General features: G+C 51.4%; 16 protein-coding genes. 9 read left to right on the forward strand and 7 right to left on the reverse strand.

Annotation, left to right across the window (positions count from 1 at the left end):
- Positions 1-18: 18 nt before the first annotated feature.
- The 4 genes from OGV85_RS13885 to ptsP are packed head-to-tail and all read left to right on the forward strand — an operon-like array spanning position 19 to position 5,928.
- The gene (locus tag OGV85_RS13885; RefSeq protein WP_003028252.1) at positions 19-1,266 is read left to right on the forward strand and encodes a PTS fructose transporter subunit IIC; all 1,248 of its coding nucleotides are present in this window, start codon (positions 19-21) and stop codon (positions 1,264-1,266) included.
- Between the two features lie 17 nt (positions 1,267-1,283).
- A complete protein-coding gene (gene ypdF, locus OGV85_RS13890; protein ID WP_286553665.1) occupies positions 1,284-2,369 on the forward strand; it encodes an aminopeptidase in 1,086 nt (361 codons plus the stop codon).
- Positions 2,369-3,409, forward strand: coding sequence for an aminopeptidase (gene ypdE, locus OGV85_RS13895; RefSeq protein WP_048232475.1), 1,041 nt, complete (start codon positions 2,369-2,371; stop codon positions 3,407-3,409). Before ypdF ends, ypdE begins: the two co-directional genes overlap by 1 nt.
- Positions 3,410-3,432: 23 nt before the next feature.
- Positions 3,433-5,928 (forward strand): phosphoenolpyruvate--protein phosphotransferase, encoded by a 2,496-nt coding sequence (ptsP, locus tag OGV85_RS13900; protein WP_061547537.1) that lies wholly within the window; start codon positions 3,433-3,435, stop codon positions 5,926-5,928.
- A gap of 43 nt (positions 5,929-5,971) precedes the next feature.
- Here the strand turns inward: ptsP and OGV85_RS13905 are convergent, their stop codons facing one another.
- Positions 5,972-6,151, reverse strand: coding sequence for a hypothetical protein (locus OGV85_RS13905; RefSeq protein WP_071524306.1), 180 nt, complete (start codon positions 6,149-6,151; stop codon positions 5,972-5,974).
- A gap of 154 nt (positions 6,152-6,305) precedes the next feature.
- Here OGV85_RS13905 and OGV85_RS13910 point away from each other — a divergent pair, with 154 nt between their 5' ends.
- Positions 6,306-6,689 (forward strand): cupin domain-containing protein, encoded by a 384-nt coding sequence (locus OGV85_RS13910; RefSeq protein WP_080953243.1) that lies wholly within the window; start codon positions 6,306-6,308, stop codon positions 6,687-6,689.
- Between the two features lie 37 nt (positions 6,690-6,726).
- Here OGV85_RS13910 and OGV85_RS13915 read toward each other — a convergent pair whose 3' ends face one another.
- Genes OGV85_RS13915 through OGV85_RS13925 form a run of 3 tightly spaced genes read right to left on the reverse strand, consistent with a single transcriptional unit; the run spans position 6,727 to position 10,052 of the window.
- Positions 6,727-7,590 carry an AraC family transcriptional regulator gene (locus OGV85_RS13915; protein ID WP_003845017.1) on the reverse strand — a complete coding sequence of 288 codons (864 nt, stop codon included), beginning with the start codon at positions 7,588-7,590 and terminating at the stop codon, positions 6,727-6,729.
- Between the two features lie 15 nt (positions 7,591-7,605).
- Positions 7,606-8,340: a two-component system response regulator YpdB gene (gene ypdB / locus OGV85_RS13920; RefSeq protein ID WP_032936528.1), complete on the reverse strand. Its 735-nt coding sequence runs from the start codon at positions 8,338-8,340 to the stop codon at positions 7,606-7,608.
- 14 nt (positions 8,341-8,354) lie between these two features.
- Complete coding sequence (locus tag OGV85_RS13925) at positions 8,355-10,052, reverse strand: sensor histidine kinase (protein ID WP_003028239.1); 1,698 nt, start codon at positions 10,050-10,052, stop codon at positions 8,355-8,357.
- A gap of 387 nt (positions 10,053-10,439) precedes the next feature.
- On the opposite strand from OGV85_RS13925, the gene alaC reads away from it, so the two are divergent.
- Complete coding sequence (gene alaC, locus OGV85_RS13930) at positions 10,440-11,678, forward strand: alanine transaminase (protein WP_061547536.1); 1,239 nt, start codon at positions 10,440-10,442, stop codon at positions 11,676-11,678.
- Between the two features lie 65 nt (positions 11,679-11,743).
- Here the strand turns inward: alaC and ypdK are convergent, their stop codons facing one another.
- Complete coding sequence (ypdK, locus tag OGV85_RS13935) at positions 11,744-11,815, reverse strand: membrane protein YpdK (RefSeq protein ID WP_010723117.1); 72 nt, start codon at positions 11,813-11,815, stop codon at positions 11,744-11,746.
- 343 nt (positions 11,816-12,158) lie between these two features.
- Between ypdK and OGV85_RS13940 the strand changes: the two genes are divergently transcribed.
- Positions 12,159-12,776 carry a lysozyme inhibitor LprI family protein gene (locus tag OGV85_RS13940; RefSeq protein WP_061547535.1) on the forward strand — a complete coding sequence of 206 codons (618 nt, stop codon included), beginning with the start codon at positions 12,159-12,161 and terminating at the stop codon, positions 12,774-12,776.
- Between the two features lie 41 nt (positions 12,777-12,817).
- On the opposite strand, the gene lpxP is transcribed toward OGV85_RS13940, so the two are convergent.
- Entirely contained in the window at positions 12,818-13,738 is a 921-nt protein-coding gene (gene lpxP / locus OGV85_RS13945) for a kdo(2)-lipid IV(A) palmitoleoyltransferase (protein ID WP_032949710.1), read from the reverse strand.
- A 440-nt stretch (positions 13,739-14,178) separates the two neighbouring features.
- Between lpxP and OGV85_RS13950 the strand changes: the two genes are divergently transcribed.
- The gene (locus tag OGV85_RS13950) at positions 14,179-14,421 is read left to right on the forward strand and encodes a YfdY family protein (protein ID WP_003028231.1); all 243 of its coding nucleotides are present in this window, start codon (positions 14,179-14,181) and stop codon (positions 14,419-14,421) included.
- A 108-nt stretch (positions 14,422-14,529) separates the two neighbouring features.
- Here OGV85_RS13950 and pgtP read toward each other — a convergent pair whose 3' ends face one another.
- Positions 14,530-15,921 carry a phosphoglycerate transporter PgtP gene (gene pgtP / locus OGV85_RS13955; RefSeq protein WP_032949709.1) on the reverse strand — a complete coding sequence of 464 codons (1,392 nt, stop codon included), beginning with the start codon at positions 15,919-15,921 and terminating at the stop codon, positions 14,530-14,532.
- 415 nt (positions 15,922-16,336) lie between these two features.
- Here pgtP and pgtC point away from each other — a divergent pair, with 415 nt between their 5' ends.
- Positions 16,337-17,536 (forward strand): phosphoglycerate transport regulator PgtC, encoded by a 1,200-nt coding sequence (gene pgtC / locus OGV85_RS13960; protein WP_156485340.1) that lies wholly within the window; start codon positions 16,337-16,339, stop codon positions 17,534-17,536.
- The last annotated feature ends 5 nt before the right edge of the window (positions 17,537-17,541 follow it).

Raw genomic sequence — 17,541 nt, forward strand, 5'->3', positions numbered from 1 at the left:
ATCGACAGGGAATTACATATGGCCATTAAAAAACGCAGTGCAACCGTTGTGCCTGGCGCATCTGGTGCGGCAGCGGCAATAAAAAATCCACCGGCCTCCCGCAATAGCTTCTGGGGCGAACTTCCGCAACATGTGATGTCGGGTATTTCACGCATGGTGCCGACGTTAATTATGGGCGGGGTGATTCTCGCCTTCTCGCAACTGATCGCCTATAGCTGGCTCGATATTCCTGCTGACACTGGCATCATGGATGCGCTGAACAGCGGAAAATTTACCGGTTTTAATCTCTCATTACTGAAGTTTGCCTGGCTGTCGCAATCTTTTGGCGGCGTGCTGTTTGGTTTTGCTATTCCGATGTTTGCCGCGTTTGTCGCCAACTCCATCGGCGGCAAGCTGGCGTTTCCGGCGGGGTTCATTGGCGGGCTGATGTCTACTCAGCCGACACAAATACTGAATTTTGACCCATCAACGCTGCAATGGGTAACCAGTGCTCCGGTTCCGTCAACCTTTATTGGTGCGCTGATTATCTCGATTGTCGCCGGGTATCTGGTGAAGTGGATGAACCAAAAAATCCAGCTGCCTGATTTCCTGCTGGCATTCAAAACCACCTTTTTACTGCCCATTCTCTCCGCCATTTTCGTCATGCTGGCGATGTATTACGTGATAACGCCGTTTGGCGGCTGGATTAACGGCGGGATCCGTACTTTGCTGACGGCGGCTGGCGAGAAAGGCACGCTGATGTACGCGATGGGGATTTCCGCGGCAACGGCGATTGACCTCGGCGGCCCGATTAATAAAGCCGCAGGTTTTGTCGCCTTCAGCTTTACTACCGATCACGTTCTGCCGGTCACCGCGCGCTCTATTGCGATTGTCATTCCGCCGATTGGCCTCGGACTGGCCACGCTTATTGACCGTCGCTTAACCGGCAAACGCCTGTTCAGCGCACAGCTTTACCCGCAGGGGAAAACGGCAATGTTCCTCGCATTTATGGGAATCAGCGAAGGGGCGATCCCGTTTGCACTGGAAAGCCCCATCACCGCAATTCCTTCTTATATGGTTGGCGCCATTGTTGGGTCGACGGCTGCCGTCTGGCTGGGGGCCGTGCAGTGGTTCCCGGAATCCGCTATCTGGGCGTGGCCGCTGGTGACTAACCTCGGCGTCTATATGGCGGGGATCCTGTTAGGTGCGGTGATTACGGCGCTGATGGTGGTGTTCCTTCGCCATCTGATGTATCGCAAAGGCAAGTTGCTGATTGAAAGCCTCTGATTAAAAGGATTGTAACTATGAGCTTACTTGCTTCACTGCGCGACTGGTTAACGGCGCAACAACTCGACGCGATGCTGTTGTCATCACGGCAGAACAAACAGCCGCATATGGGGATCTCCAGCAGTTCAGGGTTTGTGTTTATCAGCCATGAAAGTGCGCATATCCTGGTTGATGCCCATTACTACACCGATATTGCCACGCGTACTCAGGGCTATCAGATCCATCGGCTCGATGGAGCGCAGACGCTATTTTCGCAGGTGAATCACATTATTGCGCACGAAAAGCTGCAGACGGTGGGATTCGAAGGTGAGCAAGTAAGCTGGGAAACGGCGAACGCGTGGTCGGACAAACTGCGCGCCCGACTGGTGAGCGCCGTACCGGATGTGCTCCGGCAGGTGAAAACGGCGCAGGAAATAGCCTGCATCCGCGAAGCCTGCCGGATAGCTGACCTCAGCGCGGAACATATACGACGCTTTATTCAACCCGGTCTCAGTGAGCGCGAAATTGCCGCTGAACTGGAGTGGTTTATGCGCACGCTCGGCGCAGATAAAGCTTCTTTTGACACCATTGTCGCCAGCGGCTGGCGCGGTGCGCTGCCACACGGCAAAGCCAGCGACAAACGTGTTGAGGCGGGTGAGTTCATCACGCTGGATTTTGGCGCGCTGTATCAGGGTTATTGCTCGGATATGACGCGAACCTTTCGCATCCCCGATGCGAACCAGCCAGCGGAAGAAAGCGCGTTGTTTGCCGTGTACCAGATTGTCCTTGCGGCGCAGCGTGCCGCGGTGGCGGCAATTCGACCAGGTGCGCGATGCAATGAGGTAGACGCCGCAGCCAGGCGGGTCATTACCCAGGCGGGCTATGGCGATGCATTTGGTCACAACACCGGACATGCTATCGGCATTGAAGTGCATGAAAACCCACGTTTTTCCTCCGACGACACAACACCTCTGGTCGCTGGCATGCTGCTCACCGTTGAGCCGGGTATTTATCTGCCGGGGCAGGGGGGTGTGCGTATTGAAGATGTTGTGCTGGTTACGCCTGACGGCGGCGAGGTGCTCTATACCATGGCGAAAACATTGCTACACACGGGAGAGGCGTAATGGATTTATCGTTACTAAAGGCGCTGAGCGAGGCGGACGCGATCGCCTCGTCAGAACAGGAAGTGCGGCAGATCCTGCTTGAGGAGGCGGATCGTCTTAATAAAGAGGTGCGCTTCGATGGTCTGGGATCGGTGCTGATCCGTCTCAATGAATCAACCGGTCCGAAGGTGATGATCTGCGCGCATATGGATGAAGTGGGATTTATCGTGCGTAGTATTTCCAGCGAAGGGGCGATCGATGTATTGCCGGTGGGAAATGTGCGTATGGCGGCCAGACAACTGCAGCCGGTGCGGATCACCACCCGTGAAGAGAGCAAAATTCCCGGTCTGCTCGACGGAGAGCGCTGCGGTAATGAGGTCAATACGCTGCGGGTAGATATTGGCGCGCGATCTTATGATGAGGTACTCCAGGCCGGCGTACGCCCCGGCGATCGCGTCACATTCGACACAACCTTTCAGGTCTTGCCGCACCAGCGAATCATGGGCAAAGCCTTTGATGACCGTCTTGGATGTTATTTGCTGGTGGCGCTACTGCGTGAATGGCATAACGCCATACTTCCTTGCGAGGTCTGGCTGGTGGCCAGTTCCAGTGAAGAAGTGGGACTGCGCGGAGGACAAACGGCTGCACGCGTTGTCGCACCGGATGTGGCATTTGTGCTGGATACTGCCTGCTGGGCCAAAAACTTTGATTACAGTGCGGCCAATCACCGACAGCTCGGTAAAGGCCCGATGCTGGTGTTAAGCGATAAATCGCTGATTGCACCACCAAAGCTGACGGCGTGGGTTGAAAGCGTGGCCGCTGACGCGGGTATTTCCCTGCAGCTCGATATGTTCAGTAACGGTGGCACCGACGGCGGGGCGGTGCACGTAAGCGGTACAGGGATCCCAACGGTTGTCATGGGACCCGCCACACGGTATGGACATTGCGCGGCGTCGATTGCCGACTGCCGGGACATCATCCAGACGCAGCAGCTGTTGTCGGCTCTTATTTCACATCTTACGTGCGAAACCGTGGCTCATCTGACGGATTTCAGGTGCTGATTTCGCGCTAATCAGGAGTTGTTATGCTAACGATTCAATTTCTTTGCCCGTTACCCAATGGTCTGCATGCGCGTCCGGCGTGGGAGCTGAAAGAACAGTGCAGCCAGTGGCAAAGTGAGGTGGTATTTATTAATCATCGCCAGAATGCGCGGGCGGATGCGAAAAGCTCGCTGGCGCTGATAGGTACCGGAACGCTTTTTAACGACAGTTGCAGCCTGTCCATTACTGGTCGCGATGAAGAACAGGCCCGGCGAGCGCTGGAGGAGTACCTGCAGCACCGGTTTATTGACAGCGATAGCGTTCAGCCGACCCCGGCGGAACTGGCGGCGCACCCGTTGCCGCGTTCGCTGATTCGCCTCAACCCGGACCTGCTGTACGGCAGCGTGCTGGCAGGGGGCGTGGGAGCAGGTACGCTCACGCTTTGGCAGAGTGATAACCTGGAAAGTTATCGTGCGATTGCGGCGAGTGCGGAAGACAATACCCGGCTGGAGCATAGTCTGGCGACGCTTGCCGAACAGCTCAATCAGCAGCTGCGCGAGCGCGACGGCGAGAGTAAAACCATCCTTAGCGCGCATCTGTCTCTGATTCAGGATGACGAGTTTGCCGGGAATATTCGCCGCTTAATGCTGGAGCAACATCTGGGGCTAGGGGCGGCAATTGTTGCCAATATGGAGCTGGTGTGCGACAAGCTGTCGGCCTCCGGTAGTGATTACCTGCGCGAACGCGTCAGTGATATCCGTGATATCAGCGAACAGTTGCTGCACATCACCTGGCCTGAAAGACGACCGCGTAATGCGCTGGTGCTGAATAAACCGACGATTCTGGTTGCTGAGGATTTGACGCCCAGCCAGTTTTTAAGCCTCGATTTGCAGCATCTGTCTGGCATGATCCTGGAGAAAACGGGGCGCACTTCGCATACCTTGATCCTTGCCCGTGCGTCAGCTATTCCGGTACTTAGCGGCTTGCCGCTGGCGGCCATTAACCGGTATTCCGGGCAGCATGCGGTACTGGATGCCCGATGTGGGGTATTAGCCATCAATCCAGACGATGCCGTTCGCGGCTATTACGCGATTGCGCAGAAGCTGGCCGATGAATGCCAGCGGCGGCAGGCGCTTGATGCCGCCCAGCCTGCGTTGACCAAAGATCATCAGCGTATTGACGTTGCAGCGAATATCGGTACCGCGCTGGAAGCGCCGGGAGCGTTTGCCAATGGTGCGGAAGGGATTGGGCTGTTTCGTACTGAAATGCTGTTTATGGATCGCGACAGCGCACCTGATGAGCAGGAACAGTTTGAAGCCTACCAGCAGGTCTTACTGGCCGCGGGCGACAAGCCGGTTATCTTTCGCACCATGGATATCGGCGGCGATAAGAACATCCGCTATCTTAATATTCCGCAGGAAGAGAATCCGTTCCTGGGCTATCGCGCGGTGCGGATTTATCCGGAGTTTGCCGGGCTTTTTCGCACTCAATTGCGCGCGATTTTACGGGCGGCGACCTTCGGCAATGCGCAACTGATGATCCCGATGGTGCACAGCCTCGACCAGATTTTATGGGTAAAAAGCGAACTGCAAAACGCGTTGGTGGCGCTGAAAGCGGACGGCTTACGTCATGCTCCGACAATCTCATTGGGGATTATGGTTGAAGTCCCTTCGGTGTGTTACATCATCGACCATTTCTGTGATGAGGTGGATTTCTTCAGTATTGGCTCAAATGACATGACCCAGTATTTGTACGCCGTTGATCGCAATAACCCGCGCGTTTCGCCGCTGTACAACCCGATTACGCCGTCGTTCCTGCGCATGTTGCAGCAGATTGTTCGCGTGGCGCACGAACGCGGTAAATGGGTGGGTATTTGCGGCGAACTGGGCGGTGAAGGACGTTATTTACCGCTGCTTCTGGGCCTCGGGCTGGACGAGCTGAGCATGAGCAGCCCACGTATTCCGGCGGTAAAAAGCCAGCTTCGTCAACTGGACGGTCGGGCATGTCGTGAGCTCGCCATGCAGGCCTGCGAATGCCGTAGCGCTCAGGAGATAGAAGATCTGCTAAACCAGTTTGCACCGCAGAAAGATGTGCGTCCGCTGCTGGCGCTGGGGAACATCTTTGTCGGCGAATCTCTGAGTAACAAAGAGCAGGTGATCCAGTTCCTGTGCGGCAATCTTGGCGTTAATGGACGGACTGAACATCCGTTTGAACTGGAAGAGGATGTCTGGCAGCGCGAAGAGATCGTCACCACCGCCGTCGGCTTCGGTGTGGCTATTCCGCACACGAAATCCCAGTGGATCCGCCATTCCAGCATCAGCATTGCCCGGCTTCTGCAGCCCGTTGACTGGCAGTCTGAGATGGGTGATGTGGAACTGGTGATCATGCTGACGCTGGGTGCTGATGAAGGCATAAACCACGTGAAGGTCTTCTCGCAGCTGGCGCGCAAGCTGGTGAACAAGCAGTTCCGCCAGTCGTTGTTTGCCGCTGAAAATGCTGAGAGCATTCTTGCGCTGCTGGAGGCAGAACTGACGTTTTAAGTTTGACAGCAAGAGTGGATAAGAGGGTCAGAAAGGGAAATTATCAATCAGAGAACGGTAGTTTCCCGGCCCTCAACAACGTCATCTCTTGTTTACAGAGCAGAACTACCGCCTGGCGACCTTTAACACGGCGGGAGGTCAGGGCTCTTTTCACGGTCCGACGATCCGCACCTGATTCCAGCATCTGAAAACACATCAGGGAGAGTGCACGTCTGTTCTTCATCGTATATTCACTTTATTGAGTAAGCCTGCAGGGTTTAGCTAAAGGCCGTTATTTTACAACGATCCTGGCTGAGATTACGAATCGTACAATAAATGACCGCTGCTGATATAATTTAAGAGCGGCCATGCGCGTAATCAACCTAAGGAGGTGCGCAATGGACAAAGCAGAAGTGAAGTCATTTGGTCTTCCAGACGAAGTTCGTGAATTCCCTCACGGGCGACTGGAGCTTCTCGATGTGGGAGGTGCAATTGTCGGCCGTGCGGTCCTGGAACCAGGCTGGCGGTGGTCTACGTCAGTTCAACCTATCGCTGGAACGAAGAGTTGCGAAGCCCCTCATTTTCAGTACCACGTTTCCGGTGTGCTGCGGATAAAAATGGATGATGGCAGCGAATTTGATTGTAAGCCCGGTGAGCTGTCGCGCATTCCTCCAGGCCATGATGCCTGGGTGGTTGGCGATGAATCCGTGGTGATTGTTGATTTCCAGGGAATGGTCAATTGGGCTAAACACACAGACATCGGCTGTAACGACTCACCATAAAGCAAAGATGCGGCGGCCTTGGCAGGTGTTGACATAATCAACGCGCTGACTGAAAACGCGCGCCGTACTCTCCCGGCGTCAGGCCAAACTGACGCCGGAACAGGCGGCAGAAATAATCACTGTCATGGTATCCACACCGCTGTGCGACTTCGCTAATCGACAGATGGTATTTCTGCAAGATAATGCGCGCCTTCGCCATTCTTACCCACCGCAGATACTCGACGAACCCCATAGTGCCGTGCTGGGCAAAAACTTTTGACAGGTGATTGGGTGTGATATTAAAAAACTGCGCCACGCTTTCGCGAGTCAGCGGCTGGGCATAGTTATCTTGTATCCAATTACACATACTATGATAGAGAAATTCAGCGCGTGGGCGCTCTGTGTCTGGGCGGGTATTCACCACGCTACGACACAGATGCAGCAGACTAAGCACCAACGGCTGAATGATATCCTGGGCCTGAGGAGAGCGGCTTAAATGCGTTAATGCGGTGAGCATCGCCTCGCCTTCGCCGCGCTGTGGATGGGGTAACTCAATACGGCGTACCGGACGAAGCAGCGATGCGGTTCGATTATCGTAAAAAGAGAGTCCCAGCCATGCCGGAGAAAAAACCAGGCTCAGCAGCATCACGGGTTTGTCGCCGCCGGGCAGATTGGCCGCTTTCGCCGGGATAAACAGCATGTCGCCTTCTGCCAGGTTATGCTGCTGTTTTTGCAGTTGGTTGCTGTATTCCCCACGTAGCACGATATCAAGGCGCGGAAGATCAATACATAAACTGCCGGTCGGTAACGTGGCGGGCTGGGTTGCGAACCACACGTGCCCCAGACGCTGTGGGTTTAACACCAGGCCACTGAACAGATCGGCGAAAAACTGTTGGTCTGCGGGAAGGCCTGGCTCTTTCATCGCTCTTTCTCTGCGCTATAAGTGCATTAACTGTCTGAACTCTTTCACTTTACTCCGACTAACCGGGATTTCAAATTCCAGATCTTTTAAGCGCAAAATATAGGTATTGTTAAACCAGGGTTCGATCTCGCGGATTTTATTCAGATTCACGCAGAACGAGCGGTGGCAGCGGAAGAAATGCGAAGCCGGCAGTTTGCTGCAAAATTCGGTGATGTTCATCGGCATCACGTACGATTCGCGCCGGGTGTAGACAAACGTCATCTTTTCATGGGCTTCTGCGTAGTAGATGTCGTTGATCGGGGTCACGATGATCCGCTCATCTTTGATCAGGTTGATCGTATCGTTTTCGCGGGCCACCGGACTGGCGGGCGAAGTTCCAGTTTGCTGCTGTTGCCAGGCGGCTTCCAGCTTTTGCAGCATGCTGACAATGCGTGATTCCTGGTACGGCTTCAGAATGTAGTCAAAAGCTTCCAGTTCGAAGGCTTCAACGGCGTGCTCTTTCCACGCGGTAATAAACACAATAAAAGGTTTATGCGCGAACTGGCTGATATTTTGTGCCAGCAATACGCCGTCCAGCGAGGGAATATTAATATCCAGAAAAATGGCGTCAACGCGGTTGTGCTGGAGATATTTCAGCACGTCCAGACCATCGTCAAACGTGCCGACAATCTCCATCTGGCTGTGCTCTTTTATCAGCCAGCTCAGTTCCTGTTGGGCCAGGAATTCATCTTCAACAATGATGACTTTCACGACTTCACTCCTGGTTAAAGCAACAATGTGGCCGGTGCGGCTGCGGGCGAATGCTGATTCGGTACATAAAAGGCAATCTCAGTGCCGGGCTCCAGACGGCGGATATGTAATCCCTCACCGTAGAGCAGCTTAACGCGATGGTGCACATTCAATAGACCAATTTTATTGCCCGGCATTTCATTGGATTCGACCCGTTCAATCACTTTTGGATCGATACCGTGGCCCGTATCCCGCACGGCTATCCGTACCCGGTTACCACACTCCGCCACGCTGATGGTGACCACACCTTTCCCTTTGCAGGGCTGAATCCCATGGACGATAGCGTTTTCTACCAGCGGCTGAATCAGCAGGCTGGGAATATAACAGCTTACCTCTTCATCGATATCATAAATAACCGTTAGTTTGTCGCCAAAACGCGCCTGTTCGATGGCGATGTAATCCTTGATTTGATACAGCTCTTTTTTGATGTCGATCTGCTCATCGTCTTTTAATTCGATATTGTAGCGAAGATAACGCGACAAATTAAAAATGAGCTGGCGTGCGGTGTCTGGGTTAAGCCGTACCGAGGATGAAATCGCGTTCAGGGCGTTAAACAGGAAATGAGGATTTATTTTACTTTGTAGTGCGCGTAGCTCTGCCTTATTTGCCATTTCGCGTAGCTGTTCCGCCCGGGAAACTTCAAGCTGAGTCGAGATAATTTGCGACAGGCCAATAGCCATTTCCTGCAGCGAGGAGGTTATCTGGTGGGCGTGACAGTAGTAGATTTTTAGCGTACCGGTGACAACACCTTTCTCCCACAGCGGGATCACCAGCATGGAGTGTATTTCCGGTGTGCGATGCGCTTCATCATTGTTTTTAATGATGATTTTTCCGTAATTGATCGCCTGCTGAGTGGTAGGACTGACGAAATCATCGTTATCACGGTAGTTAAGTTCCCCCACGCCAACGTAGGCCAGAACGTGCTGGGTATTGGTAATCGCGACGGCGTCCGCATGGATGTCATGGCGAATAATTTCGCATACCTGGCGGAGCGACTCGCTGTTAACCTGCCGAAAAAGCGGCAAGGTTTTGTTGGCAATATCCAGCGCCAGCTTAGCCTGCTTCGCAGCGCTGGCCTCTTTCTCGCCCTCCACGCTTTGCACTAGCATGACGATAAAGCCAATGCAGACGCTGCCCAGGATCATTGGGATACCGATTTTTGAGACAATATCCAGCCCCAGTGCGGTAGAGGGGGCCCAGACGACGACGAGGATCATCGTCAGGGATTCGCACAGCATTCCGCCTAAAATGCCCGCTCGCCAGTGCTGCGCTTTAGGGATCTTACGGTTGATCCACCCGGCAATACAGCCTGCCAGAATACTGGTGATAAAACAGGGCAGGGCGGTGACGCCGCCGATGTCGATCAGATAGCGGTGGGTACCCGCGATGAGGCCCGTAATGATACCGACCCACGGGCCAAACAGAATCCCCCCTGACATGACCGCGATAATACGCACGTTAACCAGTGAGCCTTCAACCGGTACGCCGGACCAGGTACTGAACAGGGCAAACATTGAGAAAATCGCGGTAACGGCGAGCAGCTCTTTTGGGGAGTGGGCTGATTTGTGCAACAGTTCGCGGAACAGGCGGATACGAATCAGGAAAAACAGACAGAACAGCATCAGTGCTGCCCGGTCAAATACCGCCAGCAGCATATTGAATATTTCGTGCACGGGTGACTCTTGCGCAAGGGTTAAACCTCTATGATAGGTAACCTGGGCCAGGATGACCAGCACCCACGCAGCCTGTGCCTAATGAGGAAAAACCATAATATTAAAAGGGGATTGTTGCATGATTGTTGTATTTACAATACCTGTCCTGTCAGCGCTGCATTCAAGGTAATGTATTTAACAACAAAATGTTAAATGATGGTAATTTTAAGCGGGTTGTGAAAATGAATATTTCCTCATTTTACTATGTTGTTCCTCTTTTTTGTCAGGAAAAAATATTTTGTTTTGCCTCTCGACAGAAGGAAATTATTCAGGCTATTTTCTAAACGTGCCACCATCGTGGCAGCGTCGCTCGGACGGTCCGGGCGCTAACGTTAATCTGAGGATATTATGGCTGACTCCCGCCCTGAACGTCGCTTTACGCGTATTGATCGCCTTCCCCCGTACGTTTTTAACATCACGGCTGAACTGAAGATGGCTGCGCGTCGGCGCGGCGAAGATATTATCGACTTCAGCATGGGGAACCCGGATGGGGCCACGCCTCCTCACATTGTTGAAAAACTGTGTACCGTGGCGCAGCGCCCGGATACGCACGGTTATTCCACCTCTCGCGGTATTCCGCGTCTGCGTCGGGCGATTTCCCGCTGGTACCAGGAACGCTATGACATTGAGATCGATCCTGAATCCGAAGCCATTGTGACCATCGGTTCCAAAGAGGGACTTGCGCACCTGATGCTGGCAACGCTCGATCACGGTGATACGGTCCTCGTACCCAACCCAAGTTATCCCATCCATATTTATGGCGCGGTGATTGCCGGCGCGCAGGTACGATCTGTGCCGCTGGTCGAAGGCGTCGATTTCTTTAATGAGCTGGAGCGCGCGATTCGCGAAAGCTATCCGAAACCGAAGATGATGATCTTAGGTTTCCCGTCGAACCCGACTGCGCAATGCGTCGAGCTGGAGTTCTTCGAAAAAGTTGTGGCTCTGGCTAAACGCTATGACGTGCTGGTGGTTCACGACCTGGCCTACGCTGATATTGTTTATGACGGCTGGAAAGCGCCATCGATAATGCAGGTACCGGGCGCTCGCGATGTCGCAGTTGAATTTTTCACTCTGTCGAAAAGCTACAACATGGCGGGCTGGCGTATCGGTTTTATGGTGGGCAATAAAACGCTGGTGAACGCGCTGGCGCGAATTAAGAGCTATCACGATTACGGGACCTTTACACCGTTACAGGTTGCGGCTATCGCCGCGCTGGAAGGCGATCAGCAGTGCGTGCGAGATATTGCAGAGCAATATAAACGTCGTCGTGATGTGCTGGTCAAAGGGCTGCATGAAGCTGGCTGGATGGTCGAGGTGCCAAAAGCCTCGATGTACGTTTGGGCGAAAATTCCAGAGCAATACGCCGGGATGGGGTCACTTGAGTTTGCCAAGAAACTGCTGAATGAAGCGAAGGTATGCGTTTCACCGGGGATTGGGTTTGGTGATTATGGTGATACGCATGTGCGTTTTGCGTTAATTGAAAACCGTGACCGTACCCGTCAGGCTATTCGCGGTATCAAAGCAATGTTCCGTGCAGATGGCCTGTTACCGACCAGTGCAAAATCGACTTCTGAAAGTACCGATTGACCGAATGTTCCCCCAAAATGCAAACAGGAGCCTGATGGCTCCTGTTTTTTGCTGCGTCTTTTAATTTAGATCATCAGGGCGAAAGTACCGGCCCAAACGATGACCATAAAAGAAATGCCCATAAAGAAATATTTCACTTTTCATCTCTCCGCATACCTTGGGTATGTCTAAATGAACATATGCTTACCTGACAGAGAGCTGATGCACGCATAAACGAAATGGAGAATTCCCCTCGTTTACTTGGCTGCATCACCTCAGAATTCTGAGCTTTAATGCTCCAGACGGCGCTAATGTACGCCTAAAAATGAGGTGAGACAAGAGGCATTTTTTTATTTAATTTTAATAACTTACAAGTGTCGTGATTCGGCGACAGTTTAATTTCTTTCGGTAATAAATTGCTATTGAGCGACGGAATGCTTACTCGGATAGTTCTCATATCGCCATGATGTTAATGCGGTTAATTTTTCGCGGAATTTAATAATGAAAAGGTTAAAAATGACCAGGTTAATGATGTTAGCACTCGCTCTTACGCCGTTGACGTCGATGGCGGCCTCGCCGCTGGCGTTCAATTTCAGCTGCGCAAGTATTGGTGGTGTGAATAGTGATGGTAAAGGCAATGTCTGGATTGATGGCGGGAAGGCGACGGTGAAGGCTTTCAATGAAAACTATTGGGAGGCGACAAGTGGTAAAAATACCGTTTCTATCTCCCGCAAAGATGACGGAAATCCGGACGTATCCTGGACTGGACCTAATCGTAAGCACGTGGTTTGCCTGCCGGAGGATAATATTGAATATTCTCCAGCGAAAAAATCGACCAACGCAGGTCCGTCTTACTCCTGCTCTGCTGTTCAAAAGGGAAGTGCGGAAGATATTATTTGCCAGAGCCCATCGCTCTCTGCAATGGATCTGAAATTGAACGAAATTTTTAAACAGGCACTGGCTAAATCGAAGAATGATCCGATGTTAAAAGCAGAGCAGCGCGGTTGGATCAAAGGACGCAACGAGTGCTGGAAGGAGAAGGATGATGAGCCAGCCTGCATTGCCCGAAGCTATAGCGAACGAATGACTGAACTCCACAATAAATGGGGCGTGAAGTAATTCAGCCGTAGAAAAAAAGAAAGGCCTTGCGGCCTTTCTTTTCAGATATACAACGAGGCTTCACCCATCGGGCGCGTTTTGAAGCGACGGTGGATCCAGAGATACTGCTCGGGGGCGCGCATGATCTCTTTTTCGATAATTTTATTCATATAGGCCGCTGCCTGGCACTCATCAGACGGGTAACCTTCCATTTCAGGCGTGATGAACAGGCGATAACCAGAGTTATCTGCTTTTCTCACCATGGTTACGGTCAGCATCGCTGCACCAGACAAACGCGACAGCACGTAGGTACCGTTGGTGGTTGCCACATCTTTGACGGCAAAGAAGGGGGCAAACGAGCTTCCTTTACGACCGTAGTCCTGATCGGGGGCAAACCATACGGCTTCTCCTTTTTTCAGAGCACCGACAATACCACGCAGATTATTTCTGCCGATCATCGCCTTGTTGGAGCGCATACGACCACGGGTTTGGATCCACTCCATCAACTTATTGTTGTGCGGGCGATAGGTCGCCATCATTGGCTGACAAAGCCCCATTACGCGGCCACCCAACTCAAGCGACATAAAGTGTACGCCGACAACCATCACGCCACGATTTTGCAACTGGGCGCGCTTCAGGTTGTCCAGTCCTTCTACATCAAACCATTTACGCACTCGACGGTCCGGCCAGAACCAGGCCATACCTGTTTCAAGTAGCCCCATGCCGAGTGAACGGAAATTCTCATCGACCAGTTTCTCTCTTTCTTCCTGCGACAAATTTGGGAAACAGAGTTCGAGATTTTTACGTGCAATAGATTCACGGCGTTTTAAAAATGGACGAGCCAGCGTTCCTGTACGGGTACCAAGAAAACACAATACGGGATAGGGAAGCTGTACCAGTAACCAGAGCACTCCAACACCAAACCACGTGAGCCAGTAGCGCGGATGCAAAAACGCGCGTGAAAATTTACATTGGGGGAACATAAGCACCTGTTGTTGATACGAAATAGATGTATCGCGAAGATTCTTTGTCTTTCGCTTTACACTCTGTACTGATCGTTAGGCCGCCATGAACGACATTGGTTCCTGTAAAGAGTGTAAAACTGAGTCAGGACAAAACCACGAGGGGGCATGAATGATCGGACGCACAATGTACACCCGAAAATTAATGTCAGCCAGAAATAATTACTCAAGATTCGTAAATGTTTTTAAGGCGATTAAGAACAAAAATTAACCTATATATAATCCGTTGTTTTTATGCAGATTAAATAAATGTCTGCCCGAGAGAGTAATAGTATGCAGGTGAAGGATTTTTGTAACTAAGATGTTGCTGAAATTGCACGAGGATAGGAATTGTCTTAGAATATAAAGTTAAGGGAGTGTAAGGACTTACGTTAAGTTTACGGCAAACAGGAGGTATCGCTATGCTCTATTTCTGGATCTTTCTCGCTCTGAGCATTTTGTGCGTCAGTTGCTATATCTGGCAGGTTATGGGCGCTGCGGCGTCAATCAGCGCTTTTCTCGGCATGGCCATCCTTACGGCATTAATTTACTTTTTTACTATGCGATTGACCAATGGTAACGAAATGGTAACCGGGTTATTCCTGTTTCTTGCTCCTGCTTGCGGTTTGATTATTCGCTTTATGGTGGGTTACGGTAAGCAATAATTTGGAATGTTACGTTTAGCAATAAATTATCACGTTGAGCTTTTTGTTATTTATCTGAGTTATTGAAGTGCCAGCATCGCTGGCACTTTTTTGTGAGAGCGAAATGAATTACCGGGCATCCGCCAACTGGAGTGAGGCTTCCTCTTGCTGAGCATTTTTTCGCTGTTGTTCGAGCTCCAGCGCGCCACGATGAGAGAGGTAGCAAAACAGGATGCAGCAGACAATTCCACCCATCAACAGATAGAATCCGCCATGCCATCCCATTTTGTCGACCATTACGCCAAACAGGCTGGTTCCCAGCGACGCGCCAAAAATGTAGCTCATAAATCCGCGTAAACCTACCGCTGACCCCACTGCGAAGCTGGGGACGATTTCCATCGTCTGAACAGAAGCGAGGAACTGTGGAACATAGATCAGGCAACCCACAATGGCGGCAAAAATAGTGACCATCAGCAGGGATTCACTTTTCCAGTAGCCGATCAAACAGACGAAAATCAGCGCCATACAAATCATGGCCAGCGGCATGCGACGGCCTTTAAACAGTTTATCGGTAAGCCAACCCGCCAGTAATGTGGAAGGGATTGCTGCCCATTCAAAAAACAGAAAAGCGATGCTCATTTGCTCTTTCGAAAAATGTTTTTCGGTTAACAGATAAATAGGCAACCAGCTAATCATGCCAAAACGTACCATATAGACGAAGACATCTACCAGTGAAACATACCAGGCATTCTTATTACGCAGCACATAAGTGCAGAAGATCTGGAAGGCACTCATATTTTCTGGCGCCTGGACAGCGTGTCGGGAATTTAATACGACTTTTTCTTCCGGCATCATTTGTTCCAGAGCCGGTAAGCCTTCCTGGCGCGGTGAACCTTTCCCCAGCATTAGCACAATAAAAGCGAACAGGACGGCCACACCGGCCGGAACAATATAGCTGGCACTTTGCCAGTGCTCGCTCCCCAAAATGGCAAAGGCGGCACCCACGATCGGGGCAACAATACCACCGCCAACATTGTGAGAGATATTCCAGAATGCGCCAACGCGTCCACGTTCTTTACGCGGAAACCAGTTGGCAATGGTAATAAATGAAGGGCCAACGCCCATACCCTGGAACAAACCATTGAAAACGACCAGAGCGGCAAAAATCCAGAATCCGGTACTGAATCCTAAACCGACGTTTACAATGGCGCACAGAATCAGGCCGCATGCCATAAAGACCTTAGGGCTGGCCTTGTCTGCCAGGCTGCTCATAATGCCTTTACTGATCCCATAAGCAATAAGCATGCAGCTGCTGAGTAGACCAATTTGTGTGGCACTGAGATCCAGATGTTCCTTCAGGTACGGTGTTGAGAGCGTGAAGTTATTGCGCACAATATAGTACGCAAGATAGCCAAGAAATACGCTGAGTAATGCCTGAATGCGGTATCGGCCATACGTTTCCTGGACTTTCTCCGCCGGGACTTTATTTGCCGCTGGCCCTGTTTTAAATATTGATAACATATCATCACCTAAATTTATATTGATGTGAATATCAGGATTTTTCGCAGTGAAGAGTGAAATAGGCGGCAGAGAAACTCAAGTTGATGAAATGAGTCACTATTGACACAATTTGTGGATTGCGTGGCTGATTTTGACTCTTTTTAAATAATGGATTTTCAATTCTATTCTTTTACGGACGTTTTTATCATCGGTGTGTGCGGATATTAACAAATTCAGGCTGCGTTTTCGGGTATTCTTTACCGATGCCGTCACTTTCCGTTTGGTTATTCTACGAATAACCTTATTCTTCCCTCTGGCAGTGATAAACGGGTAAGTTTTGTCTCAATATTATTTTTTGCACATGTTGGTATTTATGAACGGGATCACAAACAGACTTTTGGGCCGGGGGCGTTGTTGGGCGATCTTGCTCTGTTTTATGTCGCTGTCGGTGAGTTGTCTGGCGCAGGGTAAAGAGCTGGTAATGGCAACAACCTTTTCACCGGGGGCAACGGCCTGGATTATTCAGCGTTGGCAGACGGAACCGGGGTCGGTGATGATTCGCACATTAAACCGGACCAGCAGTTCACTGGAACAACTGCTTGATACTGCCAATGCGGAGAACGTCGATTTGATTTTGACCTCGTCGCCCATGCTGTTGCAGCATCTTCAGGAGCATCAGAAGCTGGCGCCCTTCGATAATGTGCTGCCGGAAAGCCAGCGGCTGGTGCCGGACTCGATTCGTTCTACCTCCGTGGCTGTTGCGATATCTGGTTTTGGCCTATTGATTAACCGTTCTGCGCTGGCGGTGCGTCATTTGTCGCCTCCTGCTGACTGGGGGGATTTAACGCATCCTAAATATCAGAACGCTTTGTTAATGAGTAGCCCGTCGCGTTCCGATACCAACCATCTGATGGTTGAGTCGTTGCTACAGCAAAAAGGGTGGGAAGAGGGCTGGGCGACATTACTGGCGAGTGCTGGAAATCTGGTGACGATTTCATCACGCAGTTTTGGCGTAGCCGACAAAATTAAGAGCGGCCTTGGCGTTGCGGGGCCGGTCATTGATAATTATGCCAACTTGTTGCTTAACGATCCTCACCTGGCGTTTACCTATTTTCCACGCTCGGCGGTATCGCCAACCTATGTTGCTGTTCTCAATAACAGCCAGCACCCCAATGAAGCGCGTCGTTTTATCCGCTATTTGTTAAGCCCGGAGGGACAGCGGATCCTTGCGGATGCTAATACGGGGAAATACCCGGTAACGCAGCTCGCATCTGATAATCCCCGCGCTGCTCAGCAGGCTATTTTAATGAACCAGCCTGCGCTTAATTATCGGCTGATCCTCAAGCGGCAACAGTTGGTGCAGCGGATGTTTGATACCGCAATCAGTTTTCGTCTTGCGCAACTAAAGGATGCATGGCGGGCGCTATACAGTGCGGAAGCTCGCCTGAAACGCCCGCTACCCGAAATCAGAGCCTTACTGACCAGCGTTCCGATAGATGCCAAAAGTAGTGAAGATGAAGCCTGGCTTGCGCAGTTTGATAATAAAAGCATTGCCGAACAGCAGATGATGGAGTGGCAGCTCTGGTTTCTTAAAAATCAGCGTCAGGCGATATCAAAACTGGAAGAATTAAAATGAAAGGG

This window comes from Citrobacter sp. Cf132, from assembly GCF_030333885.1.
Classification (GTDB): domain Bacteria; phylum Pseudomonadota; class Gammaproteobacteria; order Enterobacterales; family Enterobacteriaceae; genus Citrobacter; species Citrobacter freundii.

What these genes read in the sequence shown, in the direction of transcription:
- OGV85_RS13885 (WP_003028252.1), top strand. Translation starts at nt 19, where the DNA reads ATGGCCATTAAAAAACGCAGTGCAACCGTTGTGCCTGGCGCATCTGGT.
- ypdF (WP_286553665.1), top strand. Translation starts at nt 1,284, where the DNA reads ATGAGCTTACTTGCTTCACTGCGCGACTGGTTAACGGCGCAACAACTC.
- ypdE (WP_048232475.1), top strand. Translation starts at nt 2,369, where the DNA reads ATGGATTTATCGTTACTAAAGGCGCTGAGCGAGGCGGACGCGATCGCC.
- ptsP (WP_061547537.1), top strand. Translation starts at nt 3,433, where the DNA reads ATGCTAACGATTCAATTTCTTTGCCCGTTACCCAATGGTCTGCATGCG.
- OGV85_RS13905 (WP_071524306.1), bottom strand. Translation starts at nt 6,151, where the DNA reads ATGAAGAACAGACGTGCACTCTCCCTGATGTGTTTTCAGATGCTGGAA.
- OGV85_RS13910 (WP_080953243.1), top strand. Translation starts at nt 6,306, where the DNA reads ATGGACAAAGCAGAAGTGAAGTCATTTGGTCTTCCAGACGAAGTTCGT.
- OGV85_RS13915 (WP_003845017.1), bottom strand. Translation starts at nt 7,590, where the DNA reads ATGAAAGAGCCAGGCCTTCCCGCAGACCAACAGTTTTTCGCCGATCTG.
- alaC (WP_061547536.1), top strand. Translation starts at nt 10,440, where the DNA reads ATGGCTGACTCCCGCCCTGAACGTCGCTTTACGCGTATTGATCGCCTT.
- OGV85_RS13940 (WP_061547535.1), top strand. Translation starts at nt 12,159, where the DNA reads ATGAAAAGGTTAAAAATGACCAGGTTAATGATGTTAGCACTCGCTCTT.
- lpxP (WP_032949710.1), bottom strand. Translation starts at nt 13,738, where the DNA reads ATGTTCCCCCAATGTAAATTTTCACGCGCGTTTTTGCATCCGCGCTAC.
- OGV85_RS13950 (WP_003028231.1), top strand. Translation starts at nt 14,179, where the DNA reads ATGCTCTATTTCTGGATCTTTCTCGCTCTGAGCATTTTGTGCGTCAGT.
- pgtP (WP_032949709.1), bottom strand. Translation starts at nt 15,921, where the DNA reads ATGTTATCAATATTTAAAACAGGGCCAGCGGCAAATAAAGTCCCGGCG.
- pgtC (WP_156485340.1), top strand. Translation starts at nt 16,337, where the DNA reads ATGTCGCTGTCGGTGAGTTGTCTGGCGCAGGGTAAAGAGCTGGTAATG.